Source organism: Pseudalkalibacillus salsuginis, assembly GCF_021646685.1.
In the GTDB taxonomy this organism is placed as follows: Bacteria; Bacillota; Bacilli; order Bacillales; family Fictibacillaceae; genus Pseudalkalibacillus; species Pseudalkalibacillus salsuginis.
Genome location: NZ_JAKJHW010000003.1, coordinates 317088 through 340073 on the forward strand (window position 1 = coordinate 317088; position 22986 = coordinate 340073).

Sequence of the window (22986 nt, forward strand, 5' to 3'; positions counted from 1 at the left end):
CATATAATAAGTGCTTCAAATATTCATTTTCATATTTTGAATGGGGGAGAACAAGGGTGTCTTCATCGGGGAAGTTGTTTAAATCATTAAGTTATATGAGTATATTTTTCGCGCCTTTCATCGTACCAGCCATCATTTTTCTGCTAATTGATGATTTAGATGTAAGGCAGCATGCTAGGCTTGCATCTACCTCACATTTAATCCCAGTGATTGCCTTAGCGACCTTGTCGATTTTATTTTTTGAGTCCGGCCAGATCCTGAATCATTTTACGATTATCAGTATGATCCTATTAGGCGGAGTTGCAGTGACCGCTGCCATCTGGAACCTTATGAAGGGCATTCGCGTCTTACAACAGAAATAGCATTTTGAATAAACATAACCTGATAACTTTGAATATGGAGGGGGATTTGAAATGGAAGAACGGAAGATGATTTTAAGAATGCTGGATGAAGGGAAGATTACATCAGCTGAGGCGGTTGAGTTATTGAAGGCAATGGGAAATGACCGTACCGACAAAGAGCAGATGCAGACTCCCGAGGCTCCATCAGTCGAAAACATCGATCAAAAACAAAAATCCAACGAGCAGGAAAACCAGGAGAGAAGCAAATCCAGTACGTATGGGAAAAAATCCGAACTGTCTACGATCAGTAAGTTTTCCGGCTTGATCGATCGGGTAGTGACCAAATTAAAAGATACAGATTTTGATTTCAATTTCGGTCAATCAATAGAAGTCGATCATATTTTCCAAGAAAATGAGGTCGATTTCAACCGATTGAAGGTCCGTGTAACCAATGGGGGGATCCAGCTGCACCAATGGGAAGAACAAAGCGTCCGGGTGGAGTGCCGTGCTTCTGTTTATAGGACCCAGTCGGCTGAAGAGGCGAAGGCCTATTTTTTGAAAAATACTCACTTTGGAACAGAAACAGGAGAGCTCCAGTTCCTGGTGGATGAAAACCGCTTGAAGGTGCAAGCGCATATGTATGTGCCGACAAAAGTGTATGAGGAAATCCAACTGCGTACAGGGAATGGCCCAATTACACTTGATGAATTACAGACCAACCGGATGATCGTGCGCACGACAAACGGCGCTGTGTCATTGAACCGGGTAGATGGTGGATCCTTGAATGCCTCGACATCGAATGGAAAAATCAGATTAGAGAATGGCAGTTGGCAAAAGCTTGATCTCGAGACGCTGAACGGGGCGATTCGCTTAAATGGAAAATATGAAGACGTAGAGGCTGAAACCCTGAATGGTTCGATTACATTTACACTGGATGAAGCCATGCCAGGAAAAGCTTCATTCAAAACAGTCGCAGGTAAAATTGAAATCCTCGTACCGGACAGCCTGCGTGTTGATGGAAATATGAGAGCTACAATTGGAAGTTTGAATTGTTTCCTTGATAATGTTGATATTAAAAAGGAAACAAAGGATGTGGTGCTCAGGCGTATGGAGTTCATAGCGAACGAAGGGGCGCCGACTACCTATGAAGTTGAAGCAATTGCGAAGACCGGTTCGATTACGATTGCGAAGCGGTAAGGAGGTAGGATTGTGAAAGGATGGATTGTTTCTTTAATCGTTAATACGATCGTATTGATGGTCGTCTCTGGTTTTTTCAGTGAGTCATTTTATTTATCCGGAATCGGAGCGGCCATCATTGCTAGTATATTGTTGGCGATCATGAATGTAATCGTCAAACCGATTTTAGTGATTTTGACCTTACCTGTAACGATATTAAGCCTGGGGCTTTTCTTGTTCGTCATCAATGCGATTACACTGATGCTGACGCAGGCATTAATGGGAGATTCATTCATGATCTCTGGTTTCAGCATGGCGCTTCTCGCAGCGGTTATCATTTCGATATTGAACTTGTTGATCAATAACTTGATCGTCAAACCGTTGAAAGAACGTTAAAAAGTGAAGACTGGCCTGGATTCGATGAAAATCGCTTCTTGGTCAGTCATTTTAGTGTCCATTCAGTACTTTCTTACTACCTCTGATTATCAAAGCTCATCCTCAGATCTGCCTTTATTATAAGGCATCCTCATTTTTATCTCATTAAAGTTCTTTGTCTTCGTACATGTAAGCGATTCCAGTGCCGACCGCCTCTCTAAATCATCTCTATACCGGTTTCACCTCCATTTTTGATCGTTTTGATGGATTCTTTTCATAGCGTAATGGCGTAAAATTATAATTCGAGGCGATTTCCAATTTTATCGGAGCAAATGAACAATATATCGGTGCAAAGTTGAAATTTATCGGTGCAAATCCGAAATATTTCGGTGATTTACTTAAGTGACCCCTGATTTTTCATCCTATTTATGGAAAACCAAGTGTAGATTCGGCATGATTTGCAAAAGAATGCTAAAATATAGTGTGGTAGAAACGCTAAAAAGTAGGAGGGATCTTCATGGCGAACGTACATATAAAAGATTTGATCGATGAATTCCGATTGGAGCTCGTCCATGGCGAACGCGGGATCCATCGAACGATTTCGACAAGTGATATTTCCCGTCCTGGCCTTGAGATGGCTGGGTATTTTGCCTATTATCCAGCTGACCGTCTCCAGCTGTTAGGGAAGACAGAATTGTCATTTGTGAACGGTCTTGATGAGCGGATTCGCAGGGAACGTCTTCGGAAGCTTTGTCGGGAGCAAACACCCGGGATCATCATCTCGAGAGGATGGGAGGTCCCTCCGGAATTAGGGGAAGCTGCAGAGGAAATGGGCCTCCCGATTTTGCGGTCACAATTGACGACGACCCGTCTAAGCAGCCGGCTGACAAACTATTTAGAAAGCAAGCTTGCTCCAACGACAGCTGTCCATGGTGTCCTTGTCGATATCTATGGGATTGGCGTTCTCATCACAGGGGCAAGCGGTGTAGGCAAAAGTGAAACCGCACTTGAACTTGTTAAAAGGGGACACAGGTTGGTTGCGGATGATTCGGTCGAGATCCGGCAAGAGGATGAAAAGACTCTAGTCGGAAGCCCACCTGATCTGATCCAGCATTTATTGGAAATCCGTGGGCTCGGAATAATCAACGTCATGACCCTGTTCGGGGCTGGTGCTATCCGTAATTTCAAAAAAATTGCCTTGACGATCCATCTAGAAACATGGAATCAGAACAAAACATACGACCGTCTAGGTCTTGATGAAGAAACGATGAAAATCATCGATTGTGAGCTTCCGAGGTTGACGGTTCCCGTCCGTCCAGGTCGTAACCTTGCTGTCATCATCGAGGTGGCAGCCATGAATTTCCGTCTCAAAAGAATGGGTGTGAATGCAGCCCAGCAGTTTTCGGATAAGCTGAACAATGTCATCGATACTCCAGACTACGATGACTTTTAGGAGGTAAGTAGCTATGGTTGCAAATATACAGCCGTTGGACCGTGTCGCACTTGAAATCGGGCCATTGACCATATACTGGTATGGGATTATTATAGGATTTGGAGCTTTACTCGGACTATATATCGCAGTCCGCGAATCAAAACGTTTAGGCATAAACTCAGAGACATTTGTTGATCTCGTCATGATCGCTGTGCCAGTAGCGATCATTAGTGCGCGGATCTATTATGTTACGTTCGAATGGCATTATTATAAAGATCATCTTGGGGAAGTCTTCAAAATTTGGGAAGGCGGGATTGCGATCCATGGTGCGCTGATCGGTTCGTTTTTGACAGCTTACGTGTTTTCAAAAGTGAAAGATCTATCGTTCTGGAAACTTGTGGATATCGCAGCGCCAAGTATCATCCTCGGCCAGGCAATCGGACGCTGGGGAAATTTCATGAATCAGGAAGCCCATGGCGGCGAAGTGGCACGTGGATTTTTAGAAGGCTTACATCTGCCGGATTGGATCATCAATCAGATGTACATAGATGGGGCGTACTATCATCCCACGTTTTTATATGAGTCAATCTGGAATTTCATAGGTTTTGCCCTGTTAATTGGAATGAGACGCGTCAATTTACGCCGGGGCGAGCTGTTTTTGACTTATGTCATTTATTATTCAGTTGGACGATTCTTTGTGGAAGGAATGCGGACAGACAGCTTGATGCTGACGGAATATTTGCGTATCGCCCAGGTGATTTCCATCGTGTTGATTGTCGTCAGCATCGGTCTTATCATTTATCGCCGTAAGACGGGATTAGCAGATAAAAAATATAACGAATTATAGCAGCATAGAGAAAGGGAAGTGCGGGGAAATGATGAATACATTGAAAAATGGCTTAAAGGCAGGCTTAGATACAACTTGGGTGCTAGGAAAAATCATCTTCCCGATCACACTTCTTGTTACGATTCTCGGACAGACTCCATTGATGGATTGGCTTGTGAAGCTTGCAGAGCCTCTGATGAAATGGATCGGTCTATCAGGTGAAGCAGCCCTGCCGCTTGTCATCGGTAACTTTCTAAACCTATATGCAGGTATAGGAGCGATACTGAGTCTTGATCTTACTGTAAAAGAAGTGTTCATCCTGGCAGTCATGCTTTCGTTTTCACATAATCTATTGATTGAATCCTCCGTAGCCACAAAGGTCGGGATCAAGATGTGGATTGTGCTTGTCGTTCGGATCGGACTTGCTCTGATTTCCGCCTTCGTCATTTCAGTTATATGGAAAGGCGGCTCAGAGAAAGCGGTCTACGGATTCATTTCAGGAACAGAAGAACAGGTTTATGGTTTTTGGAACATTTTATGGCACGGTTTGGAAAAAGGATTCATCGGAATCGTCCAGCTTGCAGCGATCGTCATCCCATTGATGATTTTCATTCAGATCATGAAGGATTTGAATTGGTTGACGGTATTTTCACGCTGGATGTCGCCGATTACAAGATCACTCGGTATGAAACCGAATACGTCTACAACTCTAGCAGCAGGGATTTTAATCGGGCTTGCATATGGTGCTGGAGTAATGATGCAGGCAGTCAAGGAAGATGGCGTTGAAAAGAAGGATCTCTATCTTGCATTCATCTTTCTCGTTTCCTGCCATGCTGTCATTGAAGATACGTTGATTTTCATACCGCTCGGAATACCCGTATGGCCGTTGCTCGCCATCCGGCTTGTTGTTGCGATCTTATTGACGATGGTGGTTGCTTTTGTGTGGAACCGTGTTGAAGGAAAGAACGTTTATAGACATCGAAAGGAAGCCAACTATGAAAATTGATACGATCCTTTTTGATTTAGATGGAACATTGATTAACACGAATGATTTGATCATCGCTTCATTTACACATACATTGGAACAGTTCAAGCCAAAGCAATACACTCGTGAAGATATCATTTCCTTCATTGGGGAGCCTTTGATGGATTCTTTTACAAGAGTGGATGAGACGTCGGTTGCCGAGATGGTCCGTACGTATAAAGAGCATAATCTTGCCCATCATGAAAAATATGTACAACCTTATGAAGGTGTAGCATATACTGTGAAAACCTTGCATGAGAAAGGGTTTAAGCTTGGAATCGTGACCACGAAAATGCGGGATGCTGTTGAGCTGGGTTTAGAGATTACTGGTTTAGGTGAATACTTCACCACGATAGTGACTATCGATGATGTCGAACGGGCGAAACCGGATCCGCAGCCAGTGACCCTTGCGTTGGACAAGCTTCAGTCGGACACAGCTTCAGCGATCATGGTCGGGGACAGCAAGTATGATATTGAGGCTGGTAAAAATGCGGGGACACTGACGGCCGCTGTTGCCTGGACGATCAAAGGGAGAGAAGCCCTTGAACGATCTGAGCCTGATTTCATGCTTGAGGAAATGCCGGACCTATTAAAAGTTCTAGAGGTGAATGTATAATGCGTAATACTGAGCGTCATCCTGTAAATGGGAGCAATGCGCTCTGGCAGATCTACAAAACGGTGCCGTTTTTCAAGGTATTGAAAAATTTTGTAGTCATACAGCTTGCCAGGTATACACCGATCATCCCAGTGAAAAATTGGTTGTACCGCACTTTTTTAGGTATGAAAGTGGGGGAACAAACTGCTTTTGCATTGATGGTGATGGTCGATATCATGTTCCCTGAACGGATTTCGGTCGGTCGAAACGCCATTATCGGATATAATACGACAATTTTGACACATGAATATTTGATAAAAGAGTATCGTCTTGGTAATGTAAATATTGGAGACGAAGTGATGATCGGGGCAAACAGTACGATCCTGCCCGGTGTGACGATCGGTGAGGGCGCTGTCGTTTCAGCCGGAACATTGGTCCATAAGGATGTTGAGCCCGGTTCATTTGTAGGAGGAAATCCTATGAGGCTTATTTATACAAAACAAGAGATGGCCAAATATAAACAATTGTCGAATAATGACGATATATAGATTAAAAGGTGGGTGTCAAATGGAGCAAAAGAAGAGAATGTCGTTGATCTATATGAATGGTGAGTTTCAAATAAGCGATGCCTGGGTTCGGCCAGTTGTCCAGAAGAAAGTGAAACAGGAAACAGAGCAACAGGACCGTTTCTTCTTTTTGTCTGCTGTTTCCCGTCTAAGAGGTAGCGACTATATCCGTGATGCTTATTGGAACGGTAAAGAAGCGGTCATCCGTTTCGAAAATAGTGACCATGTCAGCCCGGAATATCTGGATGATTATGATCATTATTTTTCAACCAAAATGAAAATCGGAAGACTGCTGATTGACAACTTGGTCTATTTGTTCAAGGAGCTGCCGTACATTTCAATGTTGAAAATTGCTGTGCCATACCAGTCGAGTGAGCTTGTCGTACATATGCATCGAAAGCAACTCGAGAAATATCTTCAGACAGACTTCAGTTATTTCAAAAATGTCCATAGATGCCAGTTCCATTTCCATGTCCAGGAACGGGAAGTACGCCGTTTCGTCCATCGTTATGTGAACCACGTTTATAAATAGATTGAGACTTTAAAGCTATGAGCTTCATCCTGAGCGAATCTGTATCGATTCCTTCAGAGTGGGGCTTTTTTTATGTTTATAATTACAATGAAGTATTTTTTCGTCTTCCTATGGTGCCAACAATCTTTTTGGACCTCCAGTGAAGAACTTCGGGTCGCTCCCCTTCAAAGTGGTGCACTTCTTAATAATCCGGTGCAATTCTTTTACTCCTGATGCAATATGTTTGGGATTCGCGCAATTGTTCTCTGAAATCGTGCAATTAATCAATGAAACCGTGCAATAATTTTTATATTCGAGCAACCGTTCTGCAAAAACGTGCAATTAGACTCCCGTAGCACGATACTACTCTTAGATTGACCGAAAAAATCGGTGGAATCTGCTTTTTAACCTGATTTTTGTGAGAGACCGGCATTTTTTTTCATATTTCTGGTCACCATCACGCAAACATGACTTCCATCTTACAAAGATAAAAAAGGAAGGGGGTGTCCCAAAAACAATAGTGTCAGACACCACCACACAACATTTTGTTTCAAAAACACACTTTTTCTCAAAATGTTTGCTAGGGACGGTGAGAGTCAGACACTAATGGGACAGCCCTACGATTGAAATATTCAAAATGATTGGGCTATCTTATAACAAGTAGAAGCCGACGCCCATAATGAAATAAGCGGCAAGGAGGGTGGCCCCTTCGAACCAGTTCGTATCACCGTCATTAGCGATCGTATTCGTCAAGAGGACGGCGAGCACCATGCTGACAAGCTCCGGTATCGTAAAGACGAGCGCCATCGGTTTAGGGAAAATCAGAGAAAGCAGCACGAGTACCGGTGCAACAAACATCGCTATTTGCAGGGTTGATCCGACTGCGATTTCCACTGCTATATCCATCTTATTTTTGTACGCCATAATGATCGCAGAGGCATGTTCTGCAGCATTACCCACAATCGCAACGATGATGACCCCGATGAATACTTCACTCCAGCCGAATTGTTCACCGACGGTTTCGAATGTATGGACGAGCGCTTCACTTACATAAGCTACAGCAGCAGTCGCCAGAGCAAGGATGATCAACGCTTTCTTTCCGGTCCATTCAGCTTCTTCATCATGGGGTTCCTCATCTCCACCCTCAGTGCTGTATACACCGCGATGTGTCACCAGCTTGAAGAAAAGGGCACCTAAGTAAAGTGCGATCAATATTCCGGAGACCCAAATGCTTAGTGTCAGGGCTTCAGCCTCATTCAGATTCATCGCAAAAATTTCAGGAAAGACGAAGGCGACGACAACCCCGAACATGAGCAAGGCGGAATTATGCCTTGCATCGTGGACATTGAACCTTTGTCTTTTAAAACGCAGGCCACCGATGAAAAAGGAAAGACCACCGACCAAGAGCAAGTTCCCTAGTACCGAACCAGTCAAAGAGGCAAGGACGATCGAGACGTAACCAGCTTTCAAAGCAAAAATCGAAATGATAAGTTCAACAGCATTTCCGAATGTAGCGTTCAACAGTCCGCCGATCCGCGGTCCAGAGTGGATAGCGAGGCTTTCTGTCGCCCGCCCCATATAAGCGGCAAGAGCTACGATGGTCAGACAGTATATAATGAACATGATCGCTTCTGGCCAATGCAGTATATTGCCTGCTACAGATACCGGGACACCGACCAATATGGCAAGGAAAAATATTTTATTGAACATATGACACCTTCTTTCACAGCTTATTTAATACGTACCAAGCAGAAAATCCCATTATGTAATTGCCGGGTGTACGGGAAAATATATGGATGCCTATTTAATATTTTCATTTTATCTTAACTTACTCTGAATTGTAAGGAACGATTCATGTTAATTAAAATTCAAGTTTTTGTTCACTGGTTATTTTAAGAAGGAATAAATAGGGTAAAGATAAGCGTCAGATGTATAAATTTTTGGTTGACGTGTTTTGGGAAGAAAGTTAGACTACTTATTATACCTTTATCTTATTAGTTGATTAGCGAACTAAAGGATTTTTCGGTTTAGCACCTTTGCCCCCTTACACTGTCTCATTGGAAAAAGAGGCTTATTTGCAAGACAAAACGCTTTCTTTTTCATGAGCCATTGTTCGCTTCGCTCAAAAAATTCATCAATTTTTTTAAGGGGGCAAAGAAGCGGATCCAAATTGAAGGTATTCGTGAGTGATGTTTACACAGATTCTTGAAGAATCCCTTACAAAGCACCTTGCCCCCTTAAACTGTCTCATTGGAAAAAGAGGCTTATTTGCAAGACAAAACGCCTTCTTTTTCATGAGCCATTGTTCGCTTCGCTCAAAAAATTCATCCATTTTTTTAAGGGGGCAAAGAAGCGGATCCAAAAAGGGTTTGCGTATCAGGTTTTTTATAAACTCAATCCAATATTGAATTCAAATAGATCGATTCGGAGAGTGAGAGTTGTGACGAAACCATTAGTCTTTGAAAAACCTTTAGGTATGCGGGATACGCTGCCTGACCTGTATGAAATCAAATCGAAGAGCCGTTCGGCGATGGAGCACGCTGTTCAAAAATGGGGCTATCGTTTTATGCAGACCCCTACCATCGAATATTACGACACAGTAGGTGAAGCTTCGGCCACTCTGGAGCAGCAGCTTTTCAAATTGCTTGATCAAGAGGGTAAAACGCTTGTTCTGAGACCGGATATGACAGCCCCGATTGCACGTGTAGCTGCGTCAACCATGCAAGGTCAATCACAACCGATGCGGATTGCTTATTCGGCGAATGTATTCCGTGCCCAACAGCAGGAAGGAGGACATCCTGCGGAGTTTGAACAATTCGGAGTGGAATTGATCGGTGATGGCTCGACAAGTGCGGATGGTGAAGTGATTGCCTTAATGATCGAAACGCTTGAGCATGTGGGGCTGCGAAACTTCCAGGTTGCGGTCGGCCACCTTGGCTATGTAGATGTGTTATTCAAGGAAATCCTCGGAACGGACGAGCGTGTTGAAAAGTTGAAGCGCTTTTTATATGAGAAAAATTACGTCGGATACAAGCAGCATGTGAAGAAGCTTCCATTGTCGTCAATCGATCAAAAGCGCCTCCTGGACTTCCTTCATCTGAGAGGAGAAAATAAGCTGGAGGATGCTGAGAAGTTGATCACCTCAACAAGAGGATATGAAGCGATCGAAGAACTTCATGCATTGCGGGAATGCCTGAAAGCTTTTGGAGTCAATGAGCTTACCACGCTTGATCTAACATTGGTCAGCCATATGACCTACTACACGGGTGTCGTGTTTGAAGGTTACGCACCTGAGCTCGGATCACCGATCAGCAACGGTGGCCGGTACGATGACCTCCTAGGGAAATTTGATAAGGAAGCTAAGGCGACCGGTTTTGGCATCGACTTGGATTACTTGATGGAAGCGATCCAGAGAGGAGAAACGGAGCCTTTCACACATTGCGTCATTTTTTCGGAAAAGCATAGGAAAGAAGCTTATGCGTTCGTGAGGAAATTGAGAGATAAAGGCGGAATGGTGGTTGCCCAGGACATCAAGGGGATCGAGAGCCTTGATGCTTATACGGAACAATTTTCCAATGTTACGTATTATCTCGGAAAAGAAGAGGGGGGAGAGCATTGAGTTCTTCAACATTGACGATCGCGATGCCGAAAGGGCGGATTTTTGAAGAAGCTGTCCAACTGCTTCGTGAAGCAGATTATACTCTTCCGCCAGAGTTTGAAGATTCCCGAAAATTGATCCTTGAAATCGAGGAGGCAAATTTACGCTTCATATTAGCGAAACCGATGGATGTTCCGACTTATGTCGAGCATGGTGTTGCAGATGTTGGAATCGCAGGGAAGGACGTTATGCTTGAGGAAAAGCGGAACGTTTATGAAGTGCTCGATCTTGGGATTTCACGGTGTTATCTCGCGGTGGCTGGAATCCCAGGTACAGAACTTGATGCAGTAGCACCAAAAATCGCAACGAAATATCCGAATGTCGCTTCGAATTATTTCAGGAGCCAGGGCAAGCAGGTCGAGATCATCAAGCTGAACGGATCAATCGAGTTGGCCCCATTGATCGGGCTGGCGGATCGGATTGTCGATATCGTCTCGACTGGTCGGACGTTAAAAGAAAACGGGCTCGTTGAAACGGAAAAAATCATCGATATTACATCGCGGTTCATCGTAAACCCGGTCAGTTACCGGATCAAAGCAAACGCAGTCGATGAGATGGTGCATCGATTGGATAAGGTCATTGAAGGGGAGGAGATCGCGCGATGAAAGTAAAACAATTAAAAGGAGCTAAGCTTCGGAAGCAGTTGAATCAAGGAACTGAAGAACAGAGGCAGGCTGTCATTGAGATTCTTGAACTGGTTAAATCAGATGGAGATCAAGCTCTTTTCGAGTTGACGGAAAAATTTGACGGAGCAGAACTTGAAGCATTGAAGGTCACGAATGTCGAAATTGAAAAAGCTTATGAATCACTTGATGAAGAAGTGATCGAGATCATCGAGGAGGCTGCCCGGAACATAAAGGTTTATCATAAAAAGCAAGTCCGTCAATCGTGGATGATGACAGAGGAAGATGGAACTGTATTAGGACAGAAAATTACACCGCTTGAATCAGTGGGGATTTATGTACCAGGCGGAAAAGCAGAATACCCTTCATCTGTCCTGATGGGGGCTATTCCTGCAAAGGTAGCAGGGGTCGGCAGGATCGCGATCACAACGCCTCCTCGCCCGGATGGAACGATTCCTGCAAGTGTTTTGGTCGCCGCACATGAGAGCGGGGTTGATGAGATTTATAAAGTTGGAGGCGCACAAGCGATCGGGGCATTGACGTTCGGAACCGACTCAGTTATGCCAGTCGATAAAATCGTCGGACCAGGAAACATCTACGTTGCGTTGGCCAAACGGGAAGTGTTCGGTCTCGTTGGAATCGATATGATTGCAGGCCCAAGTGAAATCTTAATCTATGCCGATGATACAGCGAATCCAGTCTTTTTGGCGGCAGACCTTTTGTCGCAGGCGGAGCATGATCAGATGGCATCGGCAATTCTTATAACGACCTCAATTGAAGTCGCCGAAGAAACGTCGAAGGAAGTGATCCGCCAACTCGAAAGCCTCCCGAGGAAAGAAATTGCTGAAGCATCTGTCATCAGCAATGGTGTGATTTATATAGCGAATACGGAAGAAGAGGCGATTGACGCTGTCAACGAGCTTGCCCCGGAACATCTTGAGGTCGTGGCTCATGAACCGTTCGAGTTACTTGGACAGATCAAGCATGCTGGTGCCATTTTTCTCGGCAAAAACAGTTCAGAGCCGATCGGTGACTATTTCGCAGGACCGAATCATGTTCTCCCGACAAATGGGACAGCCCGTTTTTCAAGTCCATTGAGTGTGGAGGATTATACAAAAAGATCAAGCATCATATCGTATGGTACCGACGCTTTATTTGAGAACGGCCGAAAAATCAGTAAACTCGCTCGTCTTGAAGGTTTGGAAGCCCATGCGCGAGCGATCGATTATCGATTGGAGGAAGAGTAAGGTATGACAGAACGGACAGCAACGATTACACGGAAAACGAACGAAACGGCGATCCAACTGAGCCTCGAGGTTGATGGAGACGGTCAGTCGAATATCCAATCACCAGTGCCGTTTTTGAACCATATGCTCGATCTATGGACCAGGCATGGACTGTTTGACTTGAACGTGCAAGCGGAAGGGGATACAGAAATTGATGATCATCATACGACGGAAGATATCGGGATTTGCCTTGGTCAGGCTCTCATTGAAGCGCTCGGAGATAAGCGCGGAATCCGCCGGTACGGGAATGCAATCGTTCCGATGGATGAAGCATTGGCCCAGGTTGTCATCGATCTCAGCAACCGTCCGCATCTTGAATGGAAGGCAGAGCTGCCGTCTGAAAAAGTCGGAACCTTTGACACAGAGCTTGTACACGAGTTCCTCTGGAAGCTTTCGATTGAAGCGAGGATGAACCTGCATGTGATCGTCCATCATGGAACGAATACCCATCACATCATCGAAGCGATATTCAAGGCGCTTGGACGGGCGCTGGATGAAGCGACACAGATCGATCCGAGGGTGAAAGGTGTACCCTCCACGAAAGGAATGCTGTAAATGATCGGGATTGTCGATTATGGAATGGGAAATCTGCACTCGGTACAAAATGCGCTGAGACGTCTTGAAATTGATCACTTCCTCTCCGAAAAGAAAGAAGAATTGGTAGAGGCGGATGCGCTGCTGCTGCCTGGGGTCGGTGCTTTTAAAGACGCGATGCATGCGTTGAAAAAAGATGGCATGGACGGATTCATCGTCGAAGCTGTCCAGTCCGGAAAGCCGATTCTCGGCATTTGCCTCGGGATGCAGCTGTTGTTTGAAGAGAGTGAAGAGAATGGTTTAACGGAAGGGCTGAAGCTTTTACCAGGACGTATCGTGCGTCTTCCGGGGATCACGTCAGACAACACGACTTATAAAGTACCGCATATGGGCTGGAATCGGATGCTCATTCAAAAGCCTGAAACACCTTTACTTCAGAATCTAAGCACTGATTTCGTCTATTTCGTCCATTCTTATTTTGTGCAGACGAAAGACAGGGATGTCCTGCTTGCAACGGCTGATTATTTTGAAGAAGTTCCGGCGGTCGTCGGCCGTGGCCATATTTTCGGGGCTCAATTTCATCCGGAAAAGAGCAGTGATGCTGGCATGGAAATCCTGAAAAACTTCGGTGCTTATGTGGAGAGGAGGCAGCAGGGTGAAGCGATTTGAACTGTATCCGGCCATCGATATGCGTGGCGGTAAATGTGTTCGGCTTTTTCAAGGGGATTATGAACAGGAGACTGTCTATGGCGATTCCCCGTTTGGAATGGCGAAGCTTTTTGCAGATCATGGTGCCAAATGGATACATATGGTGGATCTGGACGGAGCGAAAACAGCTGAGAAAGTAAATCACAAACATGTCCTTCAAGTAGCCTCTGAGTTAGAGGTAAAGGTGCAGATCGGCGGTGGCATCAGGACGGAGGAAGACATCGATTTCTATTTGAGAAATGGGGTTGACCGCGTCATTTTAGGAAGTGTAGCCGTTAAAAATCCTGTTTTCACGAAAGATATGCTCCATAAGTATGAAGGGAAAATTGCGATCGGACTTGATGCTCGCGATGGTTATGTTGCAACGGAAGGCTGGCTCAATGACTCGAAGGTGAAAGCGGTCGAGCTTGCGAAAGAGCTTGCAGAGGCTGGTGCCATGCACTTCATTTTTACCGATATTTCCCGTGACGGAACGCTTGAAGGCCCGAATGTCGAAGCGATCGCAGAGCTTGCAAGGGAATCAGGTGCAGAGGTGATTGCTTCCGGCGGAGTAAGCTCCCTGGAGGATCTACACGTATTAGCAGGACGGCAGCAAGATGGAATCCAAGGTGCGATCATAGGGAAGGCGCTCTATACGGAGCGTTTTACTCTTTCGGAGGCACTAGAAAAGGTAGGTCAGTAGATGTTAACGAAACGAATCATACCCTGTCTTGATGTAAAGGACGGACGGGTTGTTAAAGGTATTCAATTTGTCAATATCATAGATGCAGGAGATCCAGTCGAACTCGCTCAAGCGTATGACGAACAAGGTGCGGATGAGCTGATTTTCCTTGATATATCAGCTTCCAATGAACGGCGTAATGTGATTATAGGCTTGGTCGAGCAGGTTGCCGCAACACTCGCGATCCCATTTACGGTCGGCGGCGGAATCAACTCTTTGGAAGATATCAAGAGTGTACTGCGCGCAGGGGCTGACAAGGTCTCCTTGAATACGGCAGCGGTTAAAAACCCGGATCTGATCACACTCGGATCTGAATATTTCGGTTCACAATGCATCGTCGTCGCGATTGATGCCCGTTATGACGAAAATCTCGGCTCATGGCGGGTGTATACGAATGGCGGGCAACGCTCTACTGATTGGGAAGTGATCGATTGGGCGAAGGAAGCTGTAAAACGAGGAGCCGGCGAGCTGTTACTTACGAGCATGGACCGTGATGGTGAGAAATCCGGCTTTCATATCGAACTTACGAAAGCGGTCCGTGATGCGGTGACAGTGCCAGTGATCGCTTCGGGTGGTGCAGGATCTGCCGAGCATTTTCATGAGGTTTTTGCAGAATCAGATGCGGATGCAGCATTAGCGGCTTCCATTTTTCATTACAAAGAGACTTCCATATCAGCAGTAAAAGATCATTTGCGGCAGCAAGGGGTGAATGTCCGATGAAGTTAAGCGAGCTACGTTTTGATGAAAAAGGCTTGATTCCAGCAATCGTCCAGGATGTCAAGAGCAAGGAAGTGCTGACGCTTGCCTATATGAACGAGGAATCCTTGCAAAAATCCCTCAAAACAAAGGAGACATGGTTTTACAGCCGGTCAAGGCAGGAGCTCTGGCATAAGGGGGAGACATCCGGGAACACGCAGACAATCAACGATATCCGTTATGATTGCGATCAGGATGCACTTGTAGTGCTGGTGAATCCGAAAGGGCCTGCTTGTCACAAAGGATCGTTCAGTTGTTTTGATGATTCGCTCCTCGACGAAGGGGAGGTCAAGGGTACAGGGCCTGATGGTCATTTGGCGATCCTTTCAGAGCTTGAACAGTTGATCGCCGAACGGGAGCGGACCCGTCCTGAAGGTTCTTACACGACATACCTGTTTGGGGAAGGCGTCGATAAAATCCTCAAAAAAGTCGGTGAAGAGGCTTCGGAAGTGATCATCGCCGCCAAAAACCGGGACAAAGATGAGCTAATGTGGGAATCTGCCGACTTGCTCTACCACTTGATGGTTTTGCTCAGAGAACAGGATCTGCCGCTCAACGATGTTTTAGCTGTTTTAAAAGAACGACATACCAGGAAGAACGGAAAGGAATAATCGCCTAAATTGTGTCTAAAATAAAAAAGGCTCTTTGGAGGTTTTTTGAACTATACCCTATAAATGCGCAATTTAATAAAAAGCGCTTATGCAGCTGAATCCATACAAGAAGAAATTCCTTATTAAAAAGTGTAAATGTTCAAGAAGATTTAGGTTTGACCTTCTGAGGTTTACAAGAAGATAACCTCGGTATGGTGGTATATCCCCTTCTAGTAGACAGTAGAAAGAGAGTTACTGTACTGTTTATTCTAGAGGGGATTTCTTATGGGGAAAAACACCATAATGTATGGTACAAGAAGCCATTGCATGGGCTGGAAAAAGCTATTTTTAAAGGAATTGTGTCACAGATATGTGTACATAAAAGTGTGATTTTAACATGAAATGACTTCAGATGTGGAAAGGAAAACGTTAGAATCCTGTCGTTTTCTTTTGTAAAGAGCCTACAACAATAATTGATTGGTGTGTTATGTAAGACGAGCCATTAAATCACAATCCTCAAGTAAAATAAATACACTTTTCTGAAAATAGTTGCAATTTGTTACTTTTATAAATTTTTTAAATATATAATCCTATTCAAAAAGTATGTAAGCTGCTGTACCCTTTCCGCATTCCCCGAAGTTGATTTTTGTATAAAAATATCCATCGCTCACTGCAAACAGTGTCGATTTAAAAAAATTACACTTTCCCTAAAATTTTTCCACTTTTTTGTTTGCCTGCTCTCTATGTGTTAAAATATTTCTATTTTTCTGATAAATGATTCTATTCAGTTGATTTTGAAAACGCTTTACAATTGAACCAAGCCGGATTTTATTAAACCCGTTGATGGCTTTCTGATGGGGACCGGAGAAATGATTGGCGAGTATCTCGTAATTACGGCCCAAAAAGAGAATAACACGGAGACAGCCATTATTTTTCTTCTGACCGGAGCATTGCTGGGGATTGTAGGACGAAGAGCGTCAGGAGTTCATTTTAAAACAAGGAGGTAAAAAGGTTGAAGAGTAAAAAGTATTTCTCCATATTTTTAACGATCACCCTGTTATTTTCACTACTTCCAATACAAGCTGTGCAAGCGGAGGAATTAACAGACGAAGAATTGGTTGAGGAAGCAAAAGCTGATCTTGTCATTCCGAACGCAGACGACATTCGCGGCAATATCACCTTACCATCAAGCAGTATGGAAGGAGCCGCAATCACTTGGGAAACAGATAAAACGGATGTGGTCAATGTCAACGAACAGGTAAATGAAAACTATGATGACATTCCTTCAGGTGTTGTTACAAGGCAGGAAACCGATACAGAAGTAACCTTAACGGCAACAATCACATACGGGGAAGCAAGCGCAACAAAAGAGATTCCGCTCACAGTAAAAGCAAAACCAGAGGAAAAGGAATACGACGCATACTTAATGACTCATTTTACCGGCGAACATTCTACCGGTGAACAAATCTATTTCGCCAGTAGTACCGACGGATTGAATTGGAAAGACTTAAATGACGGTAATCCGGTACTGACATCCGATGTAGGTGAAAAAGGTGTACGTGATCCGTATCTTTTCCGTTCTCATGAAGGCGATAAATTTTACATGATCGCCACGGATTTACGGATTGCTAATGGAAAAGGCTGGAATGCGGCACAAAGGGCAGGCAGCCGGTCGATTATAGTTTGGGAATCTACTGATCTCGTGAACTGGTCGGAACCCAGAATGGTAGAAGTCGCACCGGAACAGGCGGGCAATGCGTGGGCACCGGAAGCTTTTTATGATGAGAAAACCGGTGAGTATGTCGTGTTCTGGGCTTCAAGGATGCCTGGTGAAGAAGATTTTCAACCGCACGATATCTACTATGCAAAGACAAGAGACTTCCATACGTTCACCGAACCACAGGTGTATATTGACCGCCCGGGCGATCAACATATTATCGATACAACCATCATCGAAGACGATGGATTGTATTACCGCTACTCGGGGGACGGACAGTTAACAATTGAAAAAAGCGAGGAAATCCTTGGCGAATGGTCAAAGGTTGGCAACCTTGAACCGCTGGGCTTAACCGGAAGTGATGTGGAAGGACCGCTCATCTTTAAGTTCAATGATCGTGAAGAATGGAACCTGATGGTCGATCAGTATGCAACCGGCAAAGGATATCTTCCACTACTGACGACTGACCTGGCAAGCGGGGACTTTGAAAAATTGTCTACTTCCGAGTATTCATTAGGTTCAAACAAAAAAAGACATGGTTCTGTGCTGAATATCACCCAGGAAGAGTATGATGCCGTAATGGAAAAATGGGCAGTCGAAGTGGAAACACCTGACGAAGAAGAACAAGAAGAGCCTGTGCTTACGTACAATTTTGACGAAACGGCTTCGGGCGATACCATTCAAGACGTTTCCGGCAATAGCTACACCGGTACTTTGCATGGAAATGCCACGTATGTGACAGATGAAGAAAAAGATTCACAAGTGCTGTATTTAGATGGGACAAACGAAACGTTTGCTTCCTTTCCGATAGGTTTCTTCGAAGGAAGAGATACCGTGACCGTCTCCATGGATATTAAAGCGGAAACTGTTTCCGGAAACTTTTTCACCTTTACGGTTGGAAAAGATAATCAGAGATATATGTTCCTGAGAACCCGGAACAATGAAATTAGAAACGCCATCACGACAGGCAGTTGGTCAAATGAACAGGATGTGAAAACGAGTACCGATCCGATCCAGGGTAAGTGGATGAATATCACCTTGGTGATTGAACCTACGAGTATGAAGATGTATAAAGACGGCGTGCTTGTTGATGAAAACAATGATGTTACCGTGTCTATGTCAGACCTGGGGACAGACTTGCTGGCCTATTTAGGGAAGTCCTTTTACTCCGGAGACCAGTACTTTGAAGGGTATTTCGACAATGTAAAAGTATATAACCGTGCTCTTAACGAAACAGAAGTCTTGGAATCTAATCTTGACGCCACAGATATCGGTAATTTCGAAGTCCCTGGCCAAAAGAGTCGATCGGAAATCGATAAAGATTCCAACACGATCACCGTTCATGTAAAGGACGGGGAAGGCGTTGACATTACCAATCTAACTCCAACGATTACTGTATTATCTGGTTCTACTGTAAGCCCTGCATCCGGTGAAGCGCAAGATTTTACGAATCCTGTTACGTACACGGTGACCGATGAAGATGGCAATACAGAGGAATGGACGGTCCGTGTCAAGGTCCATCCAAAATCGACATTGCCTGGACTTTATGCGGACCCGCATATTGCTGTGTTCGGGGACACTTACTACTTGTACCCGACAACCGATGGATTTGAAGGATGGTCCGGTTCTCAATTCAAAGTGTTCTCTTCCAAAGATTTATTGAACTGGGAGGACCAAGGGGTAATATTGGATCTGGCGACTGATGATGTGACATGGGCTGATAACCGCGCGTGGGCGCCTGCGATTGCGGAAAGGGATGGTAACTACTATTATTACTTCTCAGCAGACACGAACATCGGCGTAGCAAAATCCTCCTCTCCCACAGGTCCGTTTGAAGATGCTTTAGGAGAACCTTTAATACCGGCAGGCCAACATCCGGGACAGGCTATTGATCCGTATGTGTTTACAGATGATGACGGAGAGTCTTACTTCTATTGGGGCAATGGGCACTTATTTGGTGCCAAGTTGAATGCGGATATGGTTTCCTTTGCAGAAGACCCCGTTGAAATGACCCCGCCTAACTTTAGAGAAGGCGTAGTTGTTTTTAAGCGCAATGATACGTATTATCTCATGTGGTCAGAAAACGATACACGTGACGAAAATTACCAGGTTGCTTATGCAACAGGTGACTCACCGATGGGACCTTGGACAAAGCAGGGTGTGATTTTAAGTAAAGACTTATCGCAGGGAATCAAGGCGACTGGGCACCACACTGTGTTAAATGTTCCAAATACCGAAGATTACTATATGGTTTATCACCGACACGCAATTCCTGGCGGTAACGGGTATAATCGTGAAGTGATGATCGATAAGATGGAGTTTAACGAAGACGGTACAATCAAACAAGTTCAGCCGACTTTAGAAGGCATCACCGAACCGGTATTCATCGATTCCGGGAATGATACCGAAGGACCTGAAGGCAAGTTTACGATTAATAACGGAGATGAATTTACGAATGATCGGCAAATAACGCTTAAGCTCGAAGCGACCGATGAAGAGAGCGGAGTGAATCAGGTTCGTTTCTCTACAGACACAGAAGAATGGACAGAGTGGGAAGCGTACGAGGCTTCGAAGCCATTCACTTTACCGGCCGGCGATGGCGAAAAAACGGTATATGTCCAGTTTAATGATAATGCCGGAAATACCAGTGAAACGTACCGACAATCAATAACCCTTGATACAAACGCTCCTGTGATTGAGTTTAGCGGTAATGAAGAATCCTATTCCGTAGATGCCGCTATTGCAATCAATTGCAGTGTAACCGACGAGGTATCTGGTGTTGCTTTTAAAGAATGTTCGGTTGTTGAAGGACCAGCCTACAGCTTTGATATCGGAGAAAACACCGTAACTGCCACTGCTACTGACCATGCTGGAAACACGGCGGAAGCGAAAATCCAGTTTACAGTGAAAGTCGATTTTGATAGCTTAAGCCGTCTGACAGAGGAGTTTGTAACAAATAAAGGAGTTGCCAACTCACTGGTCAAATCGCTGCAAGCAGCAGAAAAATCAGCTGAAAAGGGTAATGATAAGACGGTGAATGGCCAGATTACCGCTTATCAAAATAAACTGGCTTCTCAGAAGGGAAAATCTATTACTGAAGAAAATAGCGATCTTTTGACAGAGTTAGCTGATCTTCTAAAATAAAAAATATTTAAGAAAGAACACACAAATTTGAGGAATTTAGTTTGTGTGTTCTTTTATATATATGTATCTGCCTCTTACTAACAATGGACCCGAAGAAAACTACGTCATGCAGTACTCCTTTTTGTTTGTAAATGGAATGAGGAAAACATGCCTCTAGAAAGGAAATATTATAGCCATCTTAATCTGTCACTTTTATTTTTAAAACGATTTTTCCTAACGTTCCTTAATACTTGGAACTTTCCATCAAACCAATGTATAACATTTACAAGCCTTAAGAGTATGTACGGATGATTTCAATCGGATGAAAGAGTTTCTGATTGAGAAAGGTGTATGAAATGTATACAGCTTACCCAAGATTGACTTCAGGCGAGTAGAAGCTTGTCACGAACGTTGTTAACGAAAGGTTTACTAGTGAGCAGGATGGGCACTCCTCCTGCATAATTAATTAAAATTTTTATTAATGGATCCGGAAATTGACATTCCATATTTATGTTCGAGTTACCGATCATTTAAAGTATTCACCTATATGTTGGGGTTTATTACAGGAAAGTGTGTATTCACAAGTAACACTTTGGTAATTCCTATAATTTTCCGTGAAATGAAAACTCTTGATTTATTGTGTTCGTCAGAGAAAGGGTGTGTTATACTTTCGATGGACAGTTTTAGAGAACGGGTGATTGAATTAAATGAATGTAAACCAGAACACTCCGGTGAAATCAAGGGGTAATGTCGTTCCCTTTGCGAGAAGCGGGGAGTATTATTTTCAGCGTGGTATTAAATCGTACCAAAAGAAAGACCTTGTAAAAGCCAAACAGCTATTTGAAAAAGCGGTCCAAGTCGAACCTGAGGAACCGACTTACCTGTGCCAACTTGCAGCCACATTAGCAGAGTTAGGAGATTTCATCGAATCGAACGACTTGCTTGAATATATCGTAAGCGAAATTGACTCAGACATTTCGGAATGCTATTACTTCATGGCGAATAATTATGCTCATCTCGGTATGTTCCGGGAAGCTGAAAGTGAAGCCGTACGCTATATGGAGAACGATCCGAACGGTGAATTCTATGAGGATTGTGAGGAATTGCTTGATCTGATACATACTGAATTTGGGGAAGATCTAGAAAAGTGTTCATCCGAAGAGAAGCTGATTGTCAAACATGAAAAAGCGCGGCGCAGCCTTGAAAAAGGCGATTTTTCTGGTGCGCGGGATTTGCTTAAAGAGATGGTCCTGGCACATCCTGAATTTTGGGCGGCTTATAATAATCTGGCGCTCGCTCACTTTTATCTTGGTGAATATGATGAAGCTTTTTTGGTGCTTGATGATGTCCTCGGTAAAAATTCCGGGAATCTTCATGCGCTTTGTAATGCTGCTCTTTTTTATAAGCAGCTGCACCAGCAAAAAGAACTTGAACGTTTTACAAATTGTCTGAAGGTGATCCATCCGATCATCCCGGAACATCGTTACAAGCTTGGTAGCACGTTCGCTTTATTAGAAGAGGACGAGCTTGCTTTCCAGTGGCTGAATTCGGTGAGATCACATGGATACGCTTGGAATGTGACGTTTTTTCACTGGTTGGCAGTAGCTTCTTTAAAGACAGGGCGAATACAATCAGCGGAAAAAGCATGGGAAAAGGTACTTGATCTGGATGAGGAGAGCACAGTTGCAACGTACTATTTGGAAAAGTTGCGAGATAACACTCTCGATTCAGAGGAAGCTGAATATCAATATACTATGCCCTTGAATAAACTGCAGGATCCAAATGATCTGTCGGAAAGGATCAAGAAGCTGAAAAGTACGATCCATAAAAACAAGTTGTCCCATTTGTTGTTGATCCGGAACTGGAATGATGAGGACACGACGTCGACCCTGGAAGCATTCTGTGCGGAAAAAAATGAGACCTTGATCATGAAGGAACTGGCTGCGACGATCTTGTTCGAACGAGGCTATGAATCGGTACAAATCCAGAAAGAGAGCGGAATCGAACACCTTCACCAGCCGTCAGACGATATGGAAAAGGGATTGGTCATTCTTGAACAAGTGCTAGCCATGCGAGGTGAACTTGATTCAAATACCGCATTCTTATGGCACCTCCTGATCAATGAGGCGAGAGAAGGATCACTGTCAATTGTAAATTCTAAAGCATGGGCCGCTGCAATCGCTTATATGGCAGACTATCTACAAGAGAAGCAAACAACCCAAAAGAGTGTAGCTGAACAATTCGGGATATCGGCCTCAACAATCCAAAAATATAGCAAAACGCTCAAAATACTCCACCACCGACAAACCATGAAACCAAACTAAAGAGCAGTGTCTTAAGAGCGGTGCCAGGCACCATCCACAACCCCTTGGGAGAGTAAGGCTGGATTTCGGTGCCAGACACTGCAGTTTATAGCGCCCAGTT

At 44.3% G+C, this 22986-nt stretch carries 20 protein-coding genes; 19 read left to right on the top strand and 1 reads right to left on the bottom strand.

Annotation, left to right across the window (positions count from 1 at the left end):
• The first annotated feature begins 56 nt into the window (after nucleotides 1–56).
• The 9 genes from L1611_RS10840 (at nucleotide 57) to L1611_RS10880 (ending at nucleotide 6867) form a co-directional block, all read left to right on the top strand.
• Nucleotides 57–362, top strand: coding sequence for a hypothetical protein (locus L1611_RS10840; RefSeq protein WP_236313109.1), 306 nt, complete (start codon nucleotides 57–59; stop codon nucleotides 360–362).
• Nucleotides 363–413: 51 nt separating this feature from the next.
• Complete coding sequence (locus L1611_RS10845; RefSeq protein WP_236313110.1) at nucleotides 414–1538, top strand: DUF4097 family beta strand repeat-containing protein; 1125 nt, start codon at nucleotides 414–416, stop codon at nucleotides 1536–1538.
• A gap of 9 nt (nucleotides 1539–1547) precedes the next feature.
• Entirely contained in the window at nucleotides 1548–1913 is a 366-nt protein-coding gene (locus L1611_RS10850; RefSeq protein ID WP_236313288.1) for a phage holin family protein, read from the top strand.
• A 496-nt stretch (nucleotides 1914–2409) separates the two neighbouring features.
• The gene (hprK, locus tag L1611_RS10855) at nucleotides 2410–3345 is read left to right on the top strand and encodes an HPr(Ser) kinase/phosphatase (protein WP_236313111.1); all 936 of its coding nucleotides are present in this window, start codon (nucleotides 2410–2412) and stop codon (nucleotides 3343–3345) included.
• Nucleotides 3346–3358: 13 nt separating this feature from the next.
• On the top strand, nucleotides 3359–4171 hold the full coding sequence (lgt, locus tag L1611_RS10860; protein ID WP_236313112.1) for a prolipoprotein diacylglyceryl transferase: 813 nt from the start codon (nucleotides 3359–3361) through the stop codon (nucleotides 4169–4171).
• 31 nt (nucleotides 4172–4202) lie between these two features.
• On the top strand, nucleotides 4203–5156 hold the full coding sequence (locus L1611_RS10865) for a nucleoside recognition domain-containing protein (RefSeq protein WP_236313289.1): 954 nt from the start codon (nucleotides 4203–4205) through the stop codon (nucleotides 5154–5156).
• Nucleotides 5146–5790: a pyrophosphatase PpaX gene (ppaX, locus tag L1611_RS10870; RefSeq protein ID WP_236313113.1), complete on the top strand. Its 645-nt coding sequence runs from the start codon at nucleotides 5146–5148 to the stop codon at nucleotides 5788–5790. Before L1611_RS10865 ends, ppaX begins: the two co-directional genes overlap by 11 nt.
• The gene (locus L1611_RS10875) at nucleotides 5790–6317 is read left to right on the top strand and encodes an acyltransferase (protein ID WP_236313114.1); all 528 of its coding nucleotides are present in this window, start codon (nucleotides 5790–5792) and stop codon (nucleotides 6315–6317) included. Before ppaX ends, L1611_RS10875 begins: the two co-directional genes overlap by 1 nt.
• A 19-nt stretch (nucleotides 6318–6336) precedes the next feature.
• Nucleotides 6337–6867, top strand: coding sequence for a hypothetical protein (locus tag L1611_RS10880; RefSeq protein WP_236313115.1), 531 nt, complete (start codon nucleotides 6337–6339; stop codon nucleotides 6865–6867).
• A gap of 630 nt (nucleotides 6868–7497) precedes the next feature.
• Here L1611_RS10880 and cax read toward each other — a convergent pair.
• Nucleotides 7498–8556 (bottom strand): calcium/proton exchanger, encoded by a 1059-nt coding sequence (gene cax / locus L1611_RS10885; RefSeq protein WP_236313116.1) that lies wholly within the window; start codon nucleotides 8554–8556, stop codon nucleotides 7498–7500.
• Between the two features lie 730 nt (nucleotides 8557–9286).
• Here cax and L1611_RS10890 point away from each other — a divergent pair.
• From L1611_RS10890 to L1611_RS10935, 10 genes are all read left to right on the top strand, one after another.
• Nucleotides 9287–10465, top strand: coding sequence for an ATP phosphoribosyltransferase regulatory subunit (locus L1611_RS10890; RefSeq protein ID WP_322972542.1), 1179 nt, complete (start codon nucleotides 9287–9289; stop codon nucleotides 10463–10465).
• 23 nt (nucleotides 10466–10488) lie between these two features.
• Nucleotides 10489–11109: an ATP phosphoribosyltransferase gene (gene hisG / locus L1611_RS10895; RefSeq protein WP_236313291.1), complete on the top strand. Its 621-nt coding sequence runs from the start codon at nucleotides 10489–10491 to the stop codon at nucleotides 11107–11109.
• Entirely contained in the window at nucleotides 11106–12374 is a 1269-nt protein-coding gene (hisD, locus tag L1611_RS10900; protein ID WP_236313117.1) for a histidinol dehydrogenase, read from the top strand. Before hisG ends, hisD begins: the two co-directional genes overlap by 4 nt.
• 3 nt (nucleotides 12375–12377) lie before the next feature.
• A complete protein-coding gene (hisB, locus tag L1611_RS10905) occupies nucleotides 12378–12968 on the top strand; it encodes an imidazoleglycerol-phosphate dehydratase HisB (protein ID WP_236313118.1) in 591 nt (196 codons plus the stop codon).
• Entirely contained in the window at nucleotides 12969–13616 is a 648-nt protein-coding gene (gene hisH, locus L1611_RS10910) for an imidazole glycerol phosphate synthase subunit HisH (protein WP_236313119.1), read from the top strand.
• Nucleotides 13603–14337, top strand: coding sequence for a 1-(5-phosphoribosyl)-5-[(5-phosphoribosylamino)methylideneamino]imidazole-4-carboxamide isomerase (gene hisA, locus L1611_RS10915; RefSeq protein ID WP_236313120.1), 735 nt, complete (start codon nucleotides 13603–13605; stop codon nucleotides 14335–14337). Before hisH ends, hisA begins: the two co-directional genes overlap by 14 nt.
• Nucleotides 14338–15096, top strand: coding sequence for an imidazole glycerol phosphate synthase subunit HisF (gene hisF, locus L1611_RS10920; protein ID WP_236313121.1), 759 nt, complete (start codon nucleotides 14338–14340; stop codon nucleotides 15094–15096).
• Nucleotides 15093–15743: a bifunctional phosphoribosyl-AMP cyclohydrolase/phosphoribosyl-ATP diphosphatase HisIE gene (gene hisIE, locus L1611_RS10925; protein WP_236313122.1), complete on the top strand. Its 651-nt coding sequence runs from the start codon at nucleotides 15093–15095 to the stop codon at nucleotides 15741–15743. Before hisF ends, hisIE begins: the two co-directional genes overlap by 4 nt.
• Nucleotides 15744–16734: 991 nt before the next feature.
• Nucleotides 16735–20583, top strand: a complete 3849-nt coding sequence (locus L1611_RS10930; protein WP_236313123.1) for a family 43 glycosylhydrolase — start codon at nucleotides 16735–16737, stop codon at nucleotides 20581–20583.
• A 686-nt stretch (nucleotides 20584–21269) separates the two neighbouring features.
• Nucleotides 21270–22886 (top strand): tetratricopeptide repeat protein, encoded by a 1617-nt coding sequence (locus tag L1611_RS10935; RefSeq protein ID WP_236313124.1) that lies wholly within the window; start codon nucleotides 21270–21272, stop codon nucleotides 22884–22886.
• Nucleotides 22887–22986: the final 100 nt, after the last annotated feature.

Excerpts from the sequence above, each read along its gene's own strand:
- L1611_RS10935 (WP_236313124.1), top strand. The coding sequence starts at position 21,270 with ATGAATGTAAACCAGAACACTCCGGTGAAATCAAGGGGTAATGTCGTT.
- ppaX (WP_236313113.1), top strand. The coding sequence starts at position 5,146 with ATGAAAATTGATACGATCCTTTTTGATTTAGATGGAACATTGATTAAC.
- hisH (WP_236313119.1), top strand. The coding sequence starts at position 12,969 with ATGATCGGGATTGTCGATTATGGAATGGGAAATCTGCACTCGGTACAA.
- hisB (WP_236313118.1), top strand. The coding sequence starts at position 12,378 with ATGACAGAACGGACAGCAACGATTACACGGAAAACGAACGAAACGGCG.
- hisIE (WP_236313122.1), top strand. The coding sequence starts at position 15,093 with ATGAAGTTAAGCGAGCTACGTTTTGATGAAAAAGGCTTGATTCCAGCA.
- hprK (WP_236313111.1), top strand. The coding sequence starts at position 2,410 with ATGGCGAACGTACATATAAAAGATTTGATCGATGAATTCCGATTGGAG.
- L1611_RS10880 (WP_236313115.1), top strand. The coding sequence starts at position 6,337 with ATGGAGCAAAAGAAGAGAATGTCGTTGATCTATATGAATGGTGAGTTT.
- lgt (WP_236313112.1), top strand. The coding sequence starts at position 3,359 with ATGGTTGCAAATATACAGCCGTTGGACCGTGTCGCACTTGAAATCGGG.
- L1611_RS10865 (WP_236313289.1), top strand. The coding sequence starts at position 4,203 with ATGAATACATTGAAAAATGGCTTAAAGGCAGGCTTAGATACAACTTGG.
- hisD (WP_236313117.1), top strand. The coding sequence starts at position 11,106 with ATGAAAGTAAAACAATTAAAAGGAGCTAAGCTTCGGAAGCAGTTGAAT.
- hisF (WP_236313121.1), top strand. The coding sequence starts at position 14,338 with ATGTTAACGAAACGAATCATACCCTGTCTTGATGTAAAGGACGGACGG.
- cax (WP_236313116.1), bottom strand. The coding sequence starts at position 8,556 with ATGTTCAATAAAATATTTTTCCTTGCCATATTGGTCGGTGTCCCGGTA.
- hisG (WP_236313291.1), top strand. The coding sequence starts at position 10,489 with ATGCCGAAAGGGCGGATTTTTGAAGAAGCTGTCCAACTGCTTCGTGAA.
- L1611_RS10875 (WP_236313114.1), top strand. The coding sequence starts at position 5,790 with ATGCGTAATACTGAGCGTCATCCTGTAAATGGGAGCAATGCGCTCTGG.
- L1611_RS10845 (WP_236313110.1), top strand. The coding sequence starts at position 414 with ATGGAAGAACGGAAGATGATTTTAAGAATGCTGGATGAAGGGAAGATT.